The organism is Bacillus sp. 5B6 (assembly GCF_000259405.1).
In the GTDB taxonomy this organism is placed as follows: Bacteria; Bacillota; Bacilli; order Bacillales; family Bacillaceae; genus Bacillus; species Bacillus velezensis.
In genome coordinates this window covers 3,682,597-3,699,503 of the sequence record NZ_AJST01000001.1, presented here as the reverse complement: position 1 = coordinate 3,699,503, position 16,907 = coordinate 3,682,597, and the positions used below count along the sequence as shown (strand labels likewise).

17 protein-coding genes and 1 pseudogene are annotated in these 16,907 nt (G+C 41.6%); 10 read left to right on the top strand and 8 right to left on the bottom strand.

Translation table 11 applies throughout. The features are described from left to right. Positions 1-114 precede the first annotated feature (114 nt). On the top strand, positions 115-1,563 hold the full coding sequence (gene pdxR, locus MY7_RS17770; RefSeq protein WP_007615040.1) for a MocR-like pyridoxine biosynthesis transcription factor PdxR: 1,449 nt from the start codon (positions 115-117) through the stop codon (positions 1,561-1,563). Between the two features lie 26 nt (positions 1,564-1,589). Here the strand turns inward: pdxR and MY7_RS19450 are convergent. The 3 genes and pseudogenes from MY7_RS19450 to MY7_RS17760 all read right to left on the bottom strand — a co-directional run. Next, a pseudogene (locus MY7_RS19450) lies at positions 1,590-1,769 on the bottom strand (DUF255 domain-containing protein); the annotation flags it as partial. A gap of 241 nt (positions 1,770-2,010) precedes the next feature. After that, positions 2,011-2,556, bottom strand: a complete 546-nt coding sequence (locus MY7_RS17765) for a hypothetical protein (RefSeq protein ID WP_007615038.1) — start codon at positions 2,554-2,556, stop codon at positions 2,011-2,013. An 806-nt stretch (positions 2,557-3,362) separates the two neighbouring features. Continuing rightward, complete coding sequence (locus tag MY7_RS17760) at positions 3,363-4,148, bottom strand: 3-hydroxybutyrate dehydrogenase (RefSeq protein ID WP_029325790.1); 786 nt, start codon at positions 4,146-4,148, stop codon at positions 3,363-3,365. Positions 4,149-4,266: 118 nt separating this feature from the next. Between MY7_RS17760 and MY7_RS17755 the strand changes: the two genes are divergently transcribed. Beyond that, on the top strand, positions 4,267-5,175 hold the full coding sequence (locus MY7_RS17755; RefSeq protein ID WP_029325789.1) for a LysR family transcriptional regulator: 909 nt from the start codon (positions 4,267-4,269) through the stop codon (positions 5,173-5,175). Positions 5,176-5,279: 104 nt separating this feature from the next. After that, the gene (locus MY7_RS17750; protein WP_007615035.1) at positions 5,280-5,681 is read left to right on the top strand and encodes a carboxymuconolactone decarboxylase family protein; all 402 of its coding nucleotides are present in this window, start codon (positions 5,280-5,282) and stop codon (positions 5,679-5,681) included. A 181-nt stretch (positions 5,682-5,862) separates the two neighbouring features. Here MY7_RS17750 and MY7_RS17745 read toward each other — a convergent pair whose 3' ends face one another. Continuing rightward, entirely contained in the window at positions 5,863-6,729 is an 867-nt protein-coding gene (locus MY7_RS17745) for a DUF1259 domain-containing protein (protein ID WP_007615034.1), read from the bottom strand. Positions 6,730-7,085: 356 nt separating this feature from the next. Next, entirely contained in the window at positions 7,086-7,517 is a 432-nt protein-coding gene (locus MY7_RS17740) for a GNAT family N-acetyltransferase (protein ID WP_007615033.1), read from the bottom strand. A gap of 120 nt (positions 7,518-7,637) precedes the next feature. Between MY7_RS17740 and MY7_RS17735 the strand changes: the two genes are divergently transcribed. The 7 genes from MY7_RS17735 (at position 7,638) to MY7_RS17700 (ending at position 12,946) form a co-directional block, all read left to right on the top strand. Then, positions 7,638-8,090, top strand: a complete 453-nt coding sequence (locus MY7_RS17735) for a MarR family winged helix-turn-helix transcriptional regulator (RefSeq protein ID WP_007615031.1) — start codon at positions 7,638-7,640, stop codon at positions 8,088-8,090. A 182-nt stretch (positions 8,091-8,272) separates the two neighbouring features. Continuing rightward, entirely contained in the window at positions 8,273-9,151 is an 879-nt protein-coding gene (locus MY7_RS17730; protein ID WP_007615028.1) for a YitT family protein, read from the top strand. A gap of 111 nt (positions 9,152-9,262) precedes the next feature. Further along, positions 9,263-9,724 carry a MarR family winged helix-turn-helix transcriptional regulator gene (locus tag MY7_RS17725; protein ID WP_169510223.1) on the top strand — a complete coding sequence of 154 codons (462 nt, stop codon included), beginning with the start codon at positions 9,263-9,265 and terminating at the stop codon, positions 9,722-9,724. 13 nt (positions 9,725-9,737) lie between these two features. Further along, positions 9,738-10,376 (top strand): nitroreductase family protein, encoded by a 639-nt coding sequence (locus MY7_RS17720; protein ID WP_004393039.1) that lies wholly within the window; start codon positions 9,738-9,740, stop codon positions 10,374-10,376. Positions 10,377-10,412: 36 nt separating this feature from the next. Beyond that, positions 10,413-10,775 carry a DUF1304 domain-containing protein gene (locus MY7_RS17715; RefSeq protein WP_394852445.1) on the top strand — a complete coding sequence of 121 codons (363 nt, stop codon included), beginning with the start codon at positions 10,413-10,415 and terminating at the stop codon, positions 10,773-10,775. A 393-nt stretch (positions 10,776-11,168) separates the two neighbouring features. After that, positions 11,169-12,386 (top strand): MFS transporter, encoded by a 1,218-nt coding sequence (locus MY7_RS17705; protein ID WP_029325787.1) that lies wholly within the window; start codon positions 11,169-11,171, stop codon positions 12,384-12,386. 50 nt (positions 12,387-12,436) lie between these two features. Beyond that, positions 12,437-12,946, top strand: coding sequence for a DinB family protein (locus MY7_RS17700; RefSeq protein WP_007615020.1), 510 nt, complete (start codon positions 12,437-12,439; stop codon positions 12,944-12,946). Between the two features lie 77 nt (positions 12,947-13,023). On the opposite strand, the gene MY7_RS17695 is transcribed toward MY7_RS17700, so the two are convergent. The 3 genes from MY7_RS17695 to MY7_RS17685 all read right to left on the bottom strand — a co-directional run bounded on the left by MY7_RS17695 (position 13,024) and on the right by MY7_RS17685 (position 16,805). Further along, positions 13,024-13,686 (bottom strand): GntR family transcriptional regulator, encoded by a 663-nt coding sequence (locus MY7_RS17695; protein WP_007615019.1) that lies wholly within the window; start codon positions 13,684-13,686, stop codon positions 13,024-13,026. A 79-nt stretch (positions 13,687-13,765) separates the two neighbouring features. Further along, positions 13,766-15,322, bottom strand: coding sequence for a glycoside hydrolase family 32 protein (locus MY7_RS17690; RefSeq protein WP_029325786.1), 1,557 nt, complete (start codon positions 15,320-15,322; stop codon positions 13,766-13,768). A gap of 61 nt (positions 15,323-15,383) precedes the next feature. Further along, complete coding sequence (locus MY7_RS17685; RefSeq protein ID WP_029325785.1) at positions 15,384-16,805, bottom strand: glycoside hydrolase family 68 protein; 1,422 nt, start codon at positions 16,803-16,805, stop codon at positions 15,384-15,386. Between the last annotated feature and the right edge of the window lie 102 nt (positions 16,806-16,907).

The following is a 16,907-nucleotide window of genomic DNA, read 5'->3' as shown; positions in this document are numbered from 1 at the left end:
TTTACAAAAACCAACCAGTTATTTAATGTGTTTCTATATTAATAAAGATTTGATGATATGACTTCAACCAGTTAAATAGATTTTGACCCAACCACTTTAAGGAGGATACTTTTTATGAGCGCTCCAGAAGAAAAAAAGATGAAAAAGCTTCCTAAGTACATACAAATCATTCAATTTATAAAAGAGAAAATAGGAAATGGAGAATGGCCGATTGGAAGTAAGATTCCAAGCCAGCGCACGCTTGCCAAACACTTTGAGGTGAATAGGAGCACAGTCATTACAGCTTTAGAGGAATTGATGGCGGATGGATTAATCGAAGGCAGAATGGGCAAAGGGACAGTTGTTACGAACAATACATGGACACTTTTGGCTAAGAATTCCGCCCCTGATTGGGATCAGTATGTAACCTCTGGAATCCAGCAGCCAAGCCAAAAAATCGTTCAAGAGATCAATAAATCAGAATCAAACTCCGATCTTATACAGCTCAGTAAAGGAGAACTTTCAAAGGAGATTTTTCCTTTAGCTGCTATGAAAAAGATGATGGGAAAGGTATCTCAAAACATAGAGGCATTCGGGTATGAGGAACCAAAAGGATATTTACCTTTGAGAGAGGCATTAAGCGGCTATTTAAGAACAATCGGCATTCAAGCTTCTCCTTCTTCCATTCTTATTGTTTCGGGCGCACTGCAAGCCTTACAGCTGATATCAATGGGGCTTTTGCAAAGGGGATCGACCGTTTATCTTGACCAGCCTTCCTATCTTTATTCATTACACGTATTTCAATCAGCCGGTATGAAGCTGACTGGAGTTCCTATGGATAATGATGGACTTTTGCCTGAACATATCCACATGGCAAGGGGGGAGCGAGGGAGGGCTATCTTATATACAAATCCTTGTTTTCATAACCCGACAGGTATTTTAATGTCAGAACGGCGACGAGAAGAAATCCTTGCGGCAAGTGAGAATGCACAGCTTCCCATTATTGAAGATGACATTTATCGTGAGTTATGGATAGATGAGATTCCTCCAGATCCTATTAAAACAATAGATAAAAATGGGCATGTGCTTTACATAGGCAGTTTATCGAAAACATTAAGTCCGGGTTTGAGGATTGGATGGATCGTCGGTCCGGAACCAGTGATTGAACGTTTATCCGACATAAAAATGCAAACAGATTACGGCTCCAGTTCGTTATCCCAGAGAGTAGCGGCAGAGTGGTTTACATCCGGTGAATACCAGCAACATCTAGAACAGGTGAGAAGTCAATTAAAGGTGAGAAGACAATTGGTCATGAGTCTCTTAGAAACCAATTTGAAGAATGTCGCTGCATGGAATATGCCGAAGGGAGGATTCTTTGTCTGGGTAAAAATATTGCCTCCACTATCTATGAAATCACTTTATACAAAAGCTTTGACAAAAGGGATACTTCTCAATCTCGGCAGTATCTATGCTCAAGAAAAAGGGAATTATATTCGCTTATCATATGCTTATGCATCTCATGAAGACCTTCAAAAGGGAATTTATGAATTGGGTTTGATGATTAAGGAATTGGCAAGCAGATAAATATATAATGATTACTAAAAAACAGGGACATGGCACCAGTGACAAGTCGAATAGTCGATGCTGACAAGAACCGGCTTGTTTTCGCGTTTTGCTTTTTCAAAGGCTTCTTCTCCCCACGGGTGCCAGTTTATGGGGGTGTGGGCGTATTGGAGTAGATAGGGGGACTTCTCCGTGATTAAACTGTTGGGTTTACTATTGTTTGGCATGGGGTCACCTGCTTTCATTCGCATTTTGTTGATATAGATTTACTGTACCATAATGCTGTTTAGTTATTCTTTCTTGTCTTTTTTTAAAGATGGAAAGGAGTGGTTGGTAACATGCTCTCATGAAGAAGAAAGTTATATCGATACTGAAGATGATAAAGAAATACAAAGAATATTGAGCATACCAGGATTAAAAGTGCATTTTGAAAAATAAAATTAAAATTATTCAATTGGGATTTTTTGTTTATTTCTTGACTAATACATATTGTTTATCTTCCAAATAGAATATATGACTAAGGTGATTTATATCTTTAAACTTTATATGTTTTCCAAATTGTGAATTATTTAAATTGATAACGACATCCATACTTTCATCTTTATCTTCATCTTCATATCCATCTAAGCAGGAATATATTTCAATTGATTCACCTTTTGACAAGTGTTTTTCGATGAAAAGAAAAAGTGATTTAATAGATTTACGTTGGCCAGGTGTATTGTTGGCGTGTAAGTACCCTTGTAATTCATATATATAAGGATGTGTGAATTTGTTTCTGACTGCTTCATATTCAGGATCTAAATGAACAATATCAATTCCGTATGCATCTTCCTCTGTGTCATAAACCTTTACAAGTGAATTTTCGCTGTTCTTTCGATTTTTTTTAACTTGAGAGCATTTGTTGACATCAATTCCTTTTATTTTTAGTTCAGAAATGGGCTTAAGTGTAGGATTCCTGCCATACTCACCAATAGGAAGTTCTTTGTCAGCCCCAATAAAATGATGTAAAGTCAATCTATTTCCTCCTTTATCTTATACAACTAAAAATACTCAATCTGACTTTGGATAATGAGATCTTTTTTGGTGTGTTTTACTATGATACCCCGTGTTTGCTTGCCTCATCAAGGCTTGATAATGTTTGGAGACTGAAGATGGATGATGGGCCTGATTTTTAGGCACAAGTTTTTCTTTAGGGAAAGAGGAACCGAATTGAATTAATTTAATTGTTATATTGTCGACGCATACTCCATCAATGTCCATTTAGATTGTATTTTTACAGCTGCAGCTTTTTCTTCGACTATTTCTAACGGTCTTTCAAGTTGATTATATATGTATCCGGAAAATTAAGTATACCGTTTGGCCAATTTCAGCGTTATGAAGATTTCGTTGCCAGAATACCAACAATTGAAGAAAAATTGAAGCAGAATAGCATTAAATCTACTCTGCCGGATGCTCATGCTGCTAAGATGAAAAGGGCGGGCGCATTATGGGGAGAGGGGAATCTTACACACTTATCTGCAGCTTCACCGATACTTTGTAAAAGAATCCCAACAACTTCTTCGCATTCTGCAAGACAACAACTATCCCGCTGCTTTTTAACATTCTCACATTAAAGGATTCAGGATAAAAAAGCCGCCAACAAAGCGGCTTTTCTTAAGTTAAGATGCCGAATGTCAAAAAAAGGTTAATTTCTGCTCTCCTTGTTTTTATTCAAACTTCAATCTGTATGGCTATGTCTCTCCTAGAAGAACAGCGGCTTGGTTCTTGAAGAGTAAATCATTTAATCCAAAGCGCTATGACTCTTGCAGATGAAATTTAGATTATTGGGCTGTATAACCGCCATCCATTACGACGGCCTGCCCTGTAACACCTTTAGCTTTGTCACTGGCGAGGAATACTGCGTAATCAGCGATTTCTTGCACGGTTAACAAACGTTTTTGAGGAACCAAGGGGTAAATGACTTCTTCAAACACCTTTTCTATAGAAATGCCTCTAGTCTCTGCAATATCTTGTAACTGGTTTTGCACCAATGGAGTGTCGATATATCCCGGACACAAGGCGTTGACAGTAATTCCGTATTCCGCTCCTTCTAATGCTGATACTTTAGTTAAACCGATCAAACCGTGTTTAGCGCTGCAATAAGCTGCTTTCCCTGCAAAACCAATTAAACCATTTATGGAAGCCATATTGATGATGCGGCCAAATTTTTGTTTTTTCATCAAAGGGAACGCTCTTTTCGTCGCACTAAAAGGAGCAGTAAGCATTAATTTCAGCATAAATTCAAATTTATCAGTCGGGAAGTTTTCTATATCCGACACATGCTGAATCCCCGCATTGTTTACCAGAATATCCAGTCGCCCAAAGGTTTCAAGTGTCTTAGAGAAACTTTTTTCAACTTGTTCTTCGTTTGTTACATCACAAACCGCAGGCAGGACTTCATATCCTTGTCCCTTGAGTTCCTCAGCTGCATGATGCACGGCTTTTTCGTTCAAATCGGAAATTACCACTTTTGCGCCTTCTTTAGCGAATTCACGTGCAATTTCTAAACCAATTCCGCTAGCCGCGCCTGTAACAAGAGCAACTTTACTTTCTAATAATTTACTCATAGTAACCCCTCCAGGAAACATTTTGGTCTCCTAAAAGTTTACACCCGGCAATTGTATAAGTAAAATGAATAAAAAGAATATAATGTATTCGTTAAACTTATGGAATGGAGATCATACGATGGATATACGCCAAATCACTTATTTTCTTGAAGTTGCTAAATCCAACAGTTTTACTAAGGCATCAGAAAATCTGCATTTGTCACAGCCTGCCTTAAGTAAGATGGTTAAAAGTTTGGAAGAGGAATTAAAGGTTGAGCTCATTGATCGATCCGCTAGACAGATCGCATTGACAGATGCGGGCGAAATTGTATTTGAGCAAGGCCAAATGATTATGAAGTCAATAGATGACTTGTCGACGAACTTATACGATCTTTTACATTTAAAAAAAGGAAAAGTGAAAATTGGAATACCGCCGCTTATCGGTGTTTTATTTTTTCCTAAAATCATTAAAGGATTTAAGCAATTGTATCCTGATGTGAACATCAAGCTGATAGAACATGGGGGAAACAAGGTGAAACAGGAGGTTGAAGATGGGGTACTGGATCTTGGCGTGGTTATTGAACCAGTGGACAAAGAGCAGTTTGATATCATTCCATTGCTTAATGAAGAACTGATGCTCTTCGTTCATTCCGCTCACCCGCTTGTTCATAAAGAGATTGTGGAAATGCAAGACTTGAAAAATGAACCTTTCATCCTGTTTAGTGAAGACTTTTCTCTTCACGATCGGATTATTCAAGAGTGTATTAGAGCCGGTTTTCGTCCAAATATCGTTTATGAAAGTTCTCAATGGGATTTTATCAGCGAAATGATTGGAGAAGAACTAGGTATCTCCATTTTCCCTCAGTCTATAGTGAAAAAGACTGATCAAAGTTTAGTTAAGGCAATCTCCATTGTTAATCCATCAATTCCTTGGAAAGTGGCGATTATTTTAAAAAAAGGTAAATACGTTTCACACGCAGTACGCGAATTTATCCGGTATATTTCATTTTTTTGTAAGAGTAATTACGCAGATCAAGATAACTCATGAAAAAAATGAATGGTTTTTATAGTTTTTATGTATTTTACGGTTAGAGAGGGCTGCGATATATTATCTTATGTCAGAAAATAAGTATCTTTCAGGAGGAAATTCAAATGGATCAAAGCCGTTACCAACAAGGATTAGACAAATTAATGGAGTACACTTTAACAAGCGATGATAAAATCTCTACGCATTTAAAGATTTCTGAAGACTTGAAAGATATCGCCCCAGATGTAAGTAAGTACATTATAGAATTTGCTTACGGAGATATATATTCACGGCCGGGATTAACCAATCAACAACGTGCGCTTGTTACCATTTCATCCCTTGTAACGCAAGGAACCGAGCCTCAGCTTGAACTTCATATCAATACAGGGCTTACATCCGGATTAACACCGACTGAGATTGTAGAGAGTATTACCCAATTGGTTCCTTATACAGGCTTCCCGCGTGTACTTAATGCTCTTTCAGTGGCTAAGAAGGTGTTTGCACAACGACATGTAGAAAGCCATTGAGAAATAAAGAGCTTGTATGGAATGCGGGATGAAGTAGTATAAACTCATCAATAGAATATACACAAAACGACAGCCTATAAGGCTGTTTTTTAACATTAAAATGTCTGACCTCTTTTTTGTTTTTCGGTTGATCATATGTAAAAGCGATTATATTAATCGCTTTTTGATACTTCGAAACATGCTAAGCTTTGACCTCTTTATCAGTAAGCACTTTTAAAGCATCTCTCACTTTTAAGGCGAAGTTGACAGGTTTATCAATCGCTTCGAAATGAATATACATCAGTCTCGGTTTGTCAAACAGCCAGTGATTGTGAAGTGATGTTACAATCAGATCATGTTTCCGAAGGACGCTGATAAAAGGATTGATTTCTTTTTGCAGAATGACAGTTTCTCCGCTGCAAAGAGCACGGCCGTCTTTTGTCATTGATTCAAATGAAAACATTTGCGGAATGAGCAAAAATGATCTTCCGGGCCGTCCCAGTACAACCGGTTTTATATTTGTTCGTGATCTCATTACTGTACAAATTCCATTTTCAAACGTATGCATGGTTCCGCCTAGAATATCGTTGAATTCGTCACAAAGACCATGCCGTTCAATCATTTCCCCATCAGTTTTTGGTACAGCACGCACAGTTTTGGTAGTTAGAACCCTAAAGGCTTCTCTCACTTTTCTTGCAAAATTGAGAGGTTTATCAATTGATTCAAAATGCATAAACATCAGACGCGGTTTATCAAACAGCCAATGGTTATGAACGGCCGTTACGATGATACCGAATTTGCGCAGCTCACTCATTAACGGGTTCACTTCTTCTTGCAGTAAAACAGTCTCACCTAAACATAAAGCTCTGCCTTCCCGGTCCATGCTTTCAAATGAAAAGGCCTGAGGAATAAAAGGAAATGCCTCGGCTCTTCTTCCGAGTACCACCGGATGAATGTTGCTTCGAAATCTTGTCGCCGTACATACGCCATTTACGACACTGGGCGTTGAATTGAGAATTCTAGCAAATTCTTTGCAGAGCCGTGATGGCTCCATACTCGTTTCTTCCACTTCATATCTCCTCCTGGAATCTATTTACAACGTACTTAGTATTAAAGATATGTGAAGATAGAAAAAATGTAACGCGTCAGCAGTCCATATTAGAGAGAATCAGCTTTTTCCACAATCTCTTAAACTGTTAATTATTAATAGATTAAAAGCTTTTGATCGGACTATTTAAGAAATGAAAACATTATAAATTGGTGGTTTTATTCCAGCTTTGATTTTTTTGTGGCGGCCATTTGTGACAAGCACCGGCTGCGCACACATACCTTTTAGTTGTGAGTTTCAGAATATGAAAAAAAGCCTTTATACAAGGCTTTCGGTAAATAATTCATACAGCCGTTTGGCTGCTCATTAGTGACAGCTCACAGCTCTTTTGTCATCAAGACATGCGGGATGCCGTCTTCCATAAATTCCGGTGAATCTGTCTGATAGCCCAGTTTGTGATAAAAGCCTTCCGCATGTGTTTGTCCATGCAGTTTACATTGGGTGATGCCTTTTTCTTTTACCATGTTTTCTAATTCGCTTATGATTACTTTGCCCAACCCGTATTTGCGGTAAGGCTTGAGGATGCAGATCCGTTCGAGCTTGCCTGTATGGTTTACAATGCGGACACGTCCTGTGCCGGCAGGCTGATTTTCATGATAAACCAAGACATGCCCGCACTGTTCCTCAAGCGTATCGAACTGATCAAATTCATCGGATTCAGGTACTTGCTGTTCCTCAATGAATACTGCTTTTCTAATCTCAAGCGCTGCTTGCAAATCAATTTCCGTTGTTATTCTTTTTATCCTCATGATCAATCAATCCTTTTCACATATTAGTCTGGACTGCACGGCTTGCTTGTGGTCTTATAGAAGTAACGATAAAACAATTATATTGCATATGCAACAAAAACATGAAGGGTTTGAAAAGATATGACTGATATTTTGCGGGAAATCGGCATGATCGCACGGGCACTGGATTCCATCAGCAATATTGAATTTAAGGAATTAGACTTAACAAAAGGGCAGTATCTCTACCTTGTGCGTATATGTGAAAACCCGGGAGTGATACAGGAAAAAGTGGCGGAAATGATTAAAGTCGACCGAACAACAGCGGCGAGAGCAATCAAAAAACTGGAAATACAAGGGTTTATTGAAAAGCGTCCTGATGATCAAAATAAAAAAATAAAAAAGCTGTTTCCGACTGAAAAAGGGAGAAAGGTTTATCCGTTATTGCAAAGAGAAGGAGAGCATTCTGCGGAGGTAGCCCTGTCTGGCTTTACATCTGAGGAAAAAGAAACCATTTTCAGCCTTCTTCAGCGGGTGAGAAAAAATATAGAACATGATTGGGAATATGTGAAGAAGGGGAATAAAAGAGATTATTAATGGTCATTAGTTCCTTTTAGTGAATGATTATGTTGTGAATGATTAAAGTCATAAATGGATACGTTATCTGTGAAATCTCCTTCCTCGGTTCCTGCTTCAACTAGCCGATAGGCTTATTTTTAACGAAAAGTATCAATTATGGTATATTTAAATAAGAAAAAATAATTGAAGCGGGGAATGATATGAGTACAATCGAAAAACAAAGACGTAAGAAAATCAGAGCGAAATCAATCGTACGGGCCATCATGGTCATCATCGGCGGAATTATTGCCGCGTATGGACTGGAAACCGTATTGATTCCGAATAGTGTATCTGACGGCGGTGTAACCGGACTCAGCATTGTCTGTTCACAGCTGTTTCATTTGCCTCTTGGGATCTTAATTGCGGTGATCAATATACCGTTTGTCTGGTTGGGATATAAGCAAATCGGGAAAGGTTTTGCGTTTCTATCCATTATCGGCATTATCTCACTTGCCGCAGGCACGAGTTTTTTCCATCACACTCCTGCTATCATCGAGGGAGACACCCTGTTAATCACCGTTGTCGGAGGGATTATTATCGGCTTGGGAATGGGCTTGGCATTGCGCAACGGCGGCGCATTAGACGGAATTGATATGCTGGCTGTGCTTCTGTCACGGAAATTGCCGTTTGGCACGAGCGACCTCATTTTATTTTTAAACATGTTTGTGTTTATTTTTGTTTCTTTTGTATTCGGGCTGCAAGGCGGATTGCTTTCCGTCATTGCTTACTACATTGCATCTAAGGTGATTCATGTGGTTGAGGAAGGCTTAAGCGGTTCTAAAACATTTCAGATTATCACCAATGAGCCTGCATTAATGGTAGAGACCATTCGTGAAGAATTGGGCCGGAGCGCTACTTATAAAGAAGCATACGGCGGTTTTTCTCATGAAAAATTCCAAGAAATCACATGTGTCATCAACCGTTTGGAAGAAACCAAACTGAAAGAAATTATTAATGACATTGATAAACAAGCCTTTGTGACGGTATATGATGTCGCAGAAGTAAAAGGCAGTAATTTCAGAAAAGTCCATAATCATTAAGAAGCGAGCTGCCGTTAATCGGCAGCTTTTTTTAAAAAAGGAGAAAAAACTTGCAAAATTAGAATGAAGGCTGTATATTGTTGATATATCAAACATTGACTAGTCAATTAATTGCGCAAAAGAAAGTGGGGATGGGTTTTGACAGCATGTTGTTCAGAGGAAGGCGAGATTTTATATCAGCTCCAATCACTGCATAAAGTGATCGGCACGAAGTTTGAAGCGTGCACTGGAATCAGCCAATCCCGCCTTGAGCTTCTCGCCGTGCTTTTTTACGTCGATGAGATCAGCCAAAGCGATCTTCAGAAAAAGGTGAATATTGATGGCGCAGCCGTGACAAGACACTTGAAACAGCTTGAAGCCAAAGAAATGGTCACAAGAAGGCGGAAGCCCGAGGACAACCGAATTATACTTGTCCGGCTTACTGAACAGGGGCGGGAGAGAATTGAGGCTTCCAAAAAGGAGAAGGAGCGTTTCATAAAGGAAATGCTTGCCGGTGTCAGCGAGGAAGAACGCAGTATGTTAAAAAACGTATTGTCACAGATGCAGAATAATATAGAAAATATGAAAGCATAGGAGTGTTTTACACATGAAAACAGAACTGAAAACAAACGACTTTATGGACATTATGAAAGGCCGCCGTTCCATTCGGAATTACGATCCGGCTGTTAAAATCAGCAAAGAAGAAATGACTCAAATCCTGGAAGAAGCAACGACAGCGCCGTCTTCAGTCAACGCGCAGCCGTGGCGTTTTCTCGTCATTGACAGCCCTGAAGGAAAAGAAAAACTCGCGCCGCTTGCCAGCTTTAACCAAACACAAGTCAGCACATCATCTGCGGTGATCGCGGTTTTCGCAGATATGAACAGTGATGACTATTTAGAAGAAATTTATTCAAAAGCGGTCGAACTGGGCTACATGCCGCAGGAAGTAAAAGACAGACAAATCGCTGCGTTGACAGCACACTTTGAAAAACTTCCGGAGCAAGTGAACCGTGAAACGATTCTGATTGACGGAGGACTCGTTTCCATGCAGCTGATGCTTACGGCACGCGCGCACGGCTATGACACAAACCCGATCGGCGGCTACGATAAAGAAAAGATTGCCGAGGTTTTCGGAATGGATAAAGAGCGTTATGTACCGGTCATGCTGTTATCAATCGGAAAAGCGGCAGACGAAGGATATGCTTCCTACCGTCTTCCTATCGAAACAATCGCACAATGGAAATAAGGTTGAAGTGAAGCTGAGAGGAGAGAGACAGTGGACATGCTTGCGGCTGTTTTCGTCGGAATTGTAGCTTTAGAACATATATTTATCATGATACTTGAAATGTTTTTTATCAATTCGAAGGCAGCCAAGCGGTCCTTCAATTTGCCGAAGCATTTAGAAGGTGATCGGAATGTAGCGGTCATGTTTGCAAATCAGGGTCTGTATAATGGATTTCTGGCTGCCGGCCTCATTTGGGGGCTGATCCTCGGAGCTGATCCGATTGGCCATATGATTCAAATGTTTTTCGTCATCTGCGTGGTCATCGCGGCCATTTTCGGAGGCTTTACTTCAAACAAATCAATTATCGTAAAACAAGGACTTCCGGCTGTTTTAGCGCTTATTTTTCTTTTATTGGCGTAGGCAGAACGGAGTGAGGGCTTCCGGAATGGGAGCCCTCTTTTTTTATTCTGTGTTGAAAATCATTCCTGATATGCATCACTATAGATCGGGTGACGTATGGATCGGCATCAGATTCATTATTTTCAGACAGTGGCGCAATATTGCAGTCGCTTGGAATGAATATGGTTCCGGATGTGATCAGCTCGTTTCAACACATATATCTTCATGTCAATTTTCAGTTGACCCAAGCGTCAAATCAGCTATCACTCTTTCTTGATTGTTATTCGCTGAAAGTCTTCTTTCTGCTAATAAAGCCTAATAGATGGAGTGGACTCCATGTCAATCTGTTTTTTAAAAAAAGCTGATCGGCAAATATGGTATGATTTACATAATCAGGGAGTGAGGTTGCAGAGGATGAATATGAAGAGGGCGTATTACGCTATTTTATACAGCCAGACCGCTATCAACTTGGGGTTCTCACTTTATACGATGGCTGTCATCTTGTTTTTGTTTACAAAAACCGGTTCGACGGCGATGGCCTCTCTTATGACGTTCGTCAGCATTGTTTGTCGCGTATTGGGCAGCGCCGTTTTGCCGCTGGTCACCGGCCGGTTCACGCTTCGTTCTTTGTTAATCGGTTCTCAATTGATACAGATCACACTGTTAGTCTGTTTGTTTTTTGTCATCCAGACCGGTTCATCCGCATTCTTTTTTCTGCTGTTTTGTCTGATCGGAGGCATTTCTTTTTGCAACGGATGGTTTGCTCCGATAAAAAGCGCGCTGATTGGGGAAGTCATTCCTCCTGATCGAAGGGCGAAAGCGAACGGTTTATTATCTGCGGCGGATCAGACCGTTCAGTTTGCGGGGTGGTCTCTCGGCGGCGTCATCATAGCGTTCTTGGGAGAAAGCGATACAATGATCATCACTGTCATGTTATTGGTTTCTTCGGTTTTGGGCATCATTCTATTTCTTCAAGTACGCATGTGTGCGCCGGCAGCAGTCAGGGAACGTTCCCTTTTTGCAGATGCGGCAAGCGGCTGGGTGTATTTATTTCAGCAAAAACAGCTCAGGGTTCTCATTGTGATGGATGTGATCGAATCGTGGGCAGGCATGATATGGATCGGGTCTGTGTCCTTGACTTATGTGCATGACGTCCTTCATAAAGGAGAGGCTTGGTGGGGGTATGTCAACGGAGTCTATTATGCAGGGACGATGATCGGCGGACTGATCATCTATAAGTTATCCGGTAAGTTTCAGCATCATCTCATTCCGCTTATGCTGACGGGAGCCTTGGCATATGGAATGTTCACGTTTATTTATGGGTTGATCACAAGCGCCGTTACGGCCCTTTTTCTGGTGCTGTGTATGGGGCCGGCTTGTGTATTACGAGATCTCACGCAGGAAACATTACTGCAAAACATCACGACCGAAAAGACACGGGTCAATATATTAGCAGCGAGATCAGCTTTAGTTCAGTTCATTTTTATGTTTTCCATTATCGGAACGGGGGTCATCTCGGATGTATTCGGCGTGCGGTTTATTTATATTGGCGCAGGCCTTCTCTTATTAATTTCGGCTTTTTTCGGATTTTCTCAGCTGCGAATGAAGAAGTTGGTACAAAGCCGCATGTAGTGTAGTATAATTAGGAACGTACGTTCTATATCGAGAGAGGAGAGGGTAATGTGGGACATCTGGCACTGCAATTGTATGATTATCATCTTTGGGCAAATCAGCAAATATTCACCCGGCTTAAAGAGCTTCCGGGGGATGTGTACCGTAAGGAGATTCAAAGTGTCTTTCCGTCGATAGCCGGTGTATTGACTCATGTGTATCTGTCGGATAAGGGGTGGTTTGATGTGTTCTCCGGCGAGCGTCTGGAGGATACGCTGAAATCAGCTGAACAGCAAAAAGAGGACATCTTGTCTAAAGAGATAGAAGAGCTGGAAGTTATGTTCTCGGAATTATCAGACCGGTATCAATTATTTTTGCAAAAGGAAGAAAATATCAGCCTCCCCCTTGAAATAGAGCATCCGTCAGGTGACATCATGAAAACCGCAGCGGCCGATATGATCCTCCATGTGGTGAACCACGGAACGTATCATCGCGGGAATATAACAGCCATGCTCAGACAGATGGGGTATGCTTCTGTGCCGACGGATTACGGTATGTATTTATATATAAACAAAAAGTAAACAAGACAGCCAACGCGGCTGTCTTGTGATATCAGTAAAAAAGCCAAATCATATGAGTGATTTGGCTTTTTCGTTTGCTATGCCATGTTCTGCAGCCGTTCTAAACTGTTTTTCCAATTCGCTTCAAGCGCTGTAAAAGCAGCGGCTGCATCTTGCTGTTCTAATGCGTGAATGATATCAGAGTGTTCATTATATGATCTGTTTAAAGCGCCGTTTTCACTGAAATAGCGGATTTCCATTCTCTGAATTTTGACTTTCAGGCTTACAAGCAATTTGTGAAGTTCGGCGTTGTCCGCAAGCAGAATGATGCGCTGGTGAAATGCATTGTCCGCTTCCAGGATGGCCGGTTTATCGCCGTCTTTCATTGTTTGAAGAAGATTTTCATTCAGCTGTTTCAATTCCTGAATCACGGCATCGTCCACATGCGGGAGAGCTTGCTGAAATGCCAGTTTTTCAAGCGTCCAGACGATGGAATACAAGTTTTCCGCTTCTTTTAACTCAATCGGAGCGACAAGCGTCCATCTGTTCGCTTTTGTTATCACCAAGCCGTCATCTTCCAGCCGCAATAAGGCTTCCCGTATCGGGGTGCGGCTGATTCCCAATGTTTCCGACAAATCCTTGTCCTTTAACTTTGTTTCCGGTTTGAGCTTGCCCGTTATGATCCAGTTTCTGAGTGTGCGATACACTTCGTCCCGCATGATGGTTCTTTTCAGCACAGGTTCTTTGTTTTGATTATCCAATGGAACACCTCATGAATCGTAGTATACATATTTGCATTTTACCACAGTCCGGGCGCTGGTTAGAAATGAAGAGGGACGTCTAAGAATGAATCGAACCGAGATGCTTCATCTCAATATGCTGAAAGTCAGCGGAGCCGCCTTCAGAAAAGAGCGTGATTCCCTGATCTTCGTGTTTTGGGAACACTTCATTTGTCAGAACGGTTTTTCCGTCGTCTGCAAATACTTCAATACTTGTTTTGTCCACGAGAATTTTCAGGTGGACGCGCCCTTTATTTCCGTCAAATGGGGCTTTGCTTTCGGCGTATGCGCCGGTTTTGTCAGGCTGGTCTGTAAACGATCTGTTCACATAAGCATAGCCGTCTTCTGCTGAAATACCGACATCAATATGCCGACTTTGGTCTGCTGATTCTCTGAGTCTGACGCCTGCATTTTTGATATCTGACCAAGCGATATCCATATCAAGCTGATATGTATCACCTTTGATCGGCAGTGTCTCTGAACCGTTCACCTGTTTGTGTTCTATGCTGTCAGTTGAAGAGGTTAATTGGTTCAATGCTTCAACCGGCTCTGACACAAGGCTGTATGTGCCGCCGTCCTGCTGCTGAAGGCGGATTTCACGGACGATAGAATCCGTGCCGTTAAAGCCGTTTTTTAGTGTCGGTGTTTCATTCGGATAATCCCAATTGTTCATCCATGCCAGCGCATAGCGTTTTGTCAGCGGATCTTCGCTATTACCGTCTTCAAATGTGACGCCGCCGTACCAGTCAAAGCCGTAATCGAGCCATAGCGGTTCTTCTTGATCGGCGGTAAATTCCTTCCCGTCAAAGTTTCCGGTCCAATACGCGTACGTATTCGGTTTGCCTGCGGGTTTGCCGTTTGCGCTTGCGCCCAGAACCCACTTGGCTGTTCCGTCATCTGCACGCATCATATAAAGGTCGGGGCATTCGACGAGGCCGATCTGCTGAGTGATAAAACCGCCCGTGTATGTCCAATTTTTTAAATCGGGTGATTCATAAAAACCGATTTTTTCGCCTTCGGCCATGGCCATCACCCATTTGTCATCCTGTTCATCCCAGATCACTTTCGGGTCCCGGAAATCCTTAGTTCCCGGATTTTTCATAACGGGCTGATCACTATAGGAAGTAAACGTTTTTCCTTTATCCGTGCTGTACCATAAATATTGTTCCTGGGCTTTTGTTTTGGCTGTCGGCTGCGTTGTGACGGCGACCAGCGCGTTTTTGCCGAAGCCCGCGGTGTTGTGTTTATCAATGACGACAGAACCGGACCAGATATCGCCGTTTTCGTTGGTGTATTTCGGAATAGCCGTGCCTTCGTCCGTCCAGTGCACCAAGTCCTCTGATACGGCGTGCCGCCATTCGGTGCCGTTGCCGTTCGGGTAATCCCGATTATAAAGATAGTAGTAATGATATTTCCCCTCGAAAAAAATGGGCTTTTGAGGGTCGTTTTTCCATTTGTCCGGGGTCGTAAAATGATACGCCGCCCGGTAATCCTTCTTATGCTCCGTGTTTGTGTCAGAGGAATTGTGGGTTTTGTTCGGCAGTAAACCGACAAACAGGAACGCACCCAAAAAGATCAATATTACAATGGGCCATTTTCGTGCCATGATTGAATTCACCATCTTGTTGAGAAATAAAAGAAAATGCCAATGAAGTATCGGCATTTTCTTTTTGTTGTTATTAGTTGTTAACCGTAAGCTGTCCTTGTTCAAGGATGCTGTTTTTAACAACGGATGTTTTCTTGTTTTTGATGTTCAATAAGAAGCTTGGCGCAAATGTTGCCTTTTTATCCTCAAAGAAGCCTCTGTTTGTCATGTAGCTTGTGATCACGACATTGTTGCCTTTCGCTTGCGGCACTGCGAAGTGAGAGTAAGTGAATGTTACATCGTTAGGATCAAGACCCATTTGCAGTACAAGACCAGTTTTGTTCAGCGGCTTGTAAGGACCTGTTAAAGAGTTTGATACATAACCAAGCATGTAAATATCATTTGAGTTAATACCGTCGATCGTCATTTTTGAACCGCGTGAATCAGTGAACAGGTACCATTTGCCGTTCATTTTGAAAACATTCGCGCGCTCGATTTCATCAGTTACCGTGTTTGAAGTGATCAGCGGCTTCATGACTTTTTTCAATGTGTAGTCATCGTTTAACTCTACCATACCGAGGGCGCCGTTCGCTAATTCAGCATCGCGTTTTTTAGCGCTCTGCTGAAGCTTCTGACTTTCTTTACGGAAGAAGTTTGTGCCGCCGCCGTAGTATGCTTTGTTAAATAAAGATTCTTCACCTTGGTATCCGTTATCTGTTCCCGTGTTGGCTTCGAATACAAGGTATTTATGGCCTTTGTCTTCAACGTAGTGAGGGTCTCTCAGCGTATGGTTGTCGCCGGATGTATAGTTCCCTTCATCGATAAACTGCTGAACGTTTTGGTATGTTTTTCCGTCACCGTCAAAAATCGTTTTATGATCTTCCACTCCGTTGATCTTGAGCGTGTCATCAGATTTTGACACATTTACCTGCGCCGTTGTCAGGCTTTGTTTGCCGTAATGTGTACCGGAAAAGTCAGTGTAGAATAAACGGATTTTTCCGTCAGATGTAAAGGTTGCAGAACCGGACCATTCTTGTGTCTGTTCTTTCAGGATTTCATCGTTGGCGTCGAACTTATCGCTGTCTTTAAAGACACGGCCCGCGTTTTTCCAGCTGTCGATCGAGTTGTCGCCGACTTTTTGATAAAACATGTAGATGGATGTGTCATCAGCGTCTTTCGGGCTTCCGGCAAGAGCAAACACGACGTGATAGCCGTTGTATTCAGCTACTGTTCCGTCAGCGTTTTGGAGCGGCCAGCTGTCCCACACATCCAGTCCTTTTGCGGACTCGATATTTTTAATTGTTGATTGGTCGAATTGAGGCACTTGGTATTTTTCACTTTGCTGCTGTTTAGGGATCTGCAGCATATCATGGCGTGTGATGTGAGAGACGCCGTACGTTTCTTTGTAAGGTTTTTGGGTATTTTCTTTCGCGAAGGCTTGAGTCGCTCCTCCTGCCAGAAGTGCAGTCGTAAAAGTTAGAACTGTGGCTCGTTTTGCAAATTTTTTGATGTTCATGTTCATTTCTCCTTTTGTATGTACCTTTTTTTGCGATCTGCCGATTCGATCCTCCTGCATTCATGGATGGCAGGTTTGTTACAGAAAAAAAGACCTAAAATA

Excerpts from the sequence above, each read along its gene's own strand:
- MY7_RS17685 (WP_029325785.1), bottom strand. The coding sequence starts at position 16,805 with ATGAACATCAAAAAATTTGCAAAACGAGCCACAGTTCTAACTTTTACG.
- MY7_RS17730 (WP_007615028.1), top strand. The coding sequence starts at position 8,273 with ATGAGTACAATCGAAAAACAAAGACGTAAGAAAATCAGAGCGAAATCA.
- MY7_RS17720 (WP_004393039.1), top strand. The coding sequence starts at position 9,738 with ATGAAAACAGAACTGAAAACAAACGACTTTATGGACATTATGAAAGGC.
- MY7_RS17740 (WP_007615033.1), bottom strand. The coding sequence starts at position 7,517 with ATGAGGATAAAAAGAATAACAACGGAAATTGATTTGCAAGCAGCGCTT.
- MY7_RS17750 (WP_007615035.1), top strand. The coding sequence starts at position 5,280 with ATGGATCAAAGCCGTTACCAACAAGGATTAGACAAATTAATGGAGTAC.
- MY7_RS17735 (WP_007615031.1), top strand. The coding sequence starts at position 7,638 with ATGACTGATATTTTGCGGGAAATCGGCATGATCGCACGGGCACTGGAT.
- MY7_RS17760 (WP_029325790.1), bottom strand. The coding sequence starts at position 4,148 with ATGAGTAAATTATTAGAAAGTAAAGTTGCTCTTGTTACAGGCGCGGCT.
- MY7_RS17755 (WP_029325789.1), top strand. The coding sequence starts at position 4,267 with ATGGATATACGCCAAATCACTTATTTTCTTGAAGTTGCTAAATCCAAC.
- MY7_RS17705 (WP_029325787.1), top strand. The coding sequence starts at position 11,169 with ATGAATATGAAGAGGGCGTATTACGCTATTTTATACAGCCAGACCGCT.
- pdxR (WP_007615040.1), top strand. The coding sequence starts at position 115 with ATGAGCGCTCCAGAAGAAAAAAAGATGAAAAAGCTTCCTAAGTACATA.
- MY7_RS17715 (WP_394852445.1), top strand. The coding sequence starts at position 10,413 with ATGCTTGCGGCTGTTTTCGTCGGAATTGTAGCTTTAGAACATATATTT.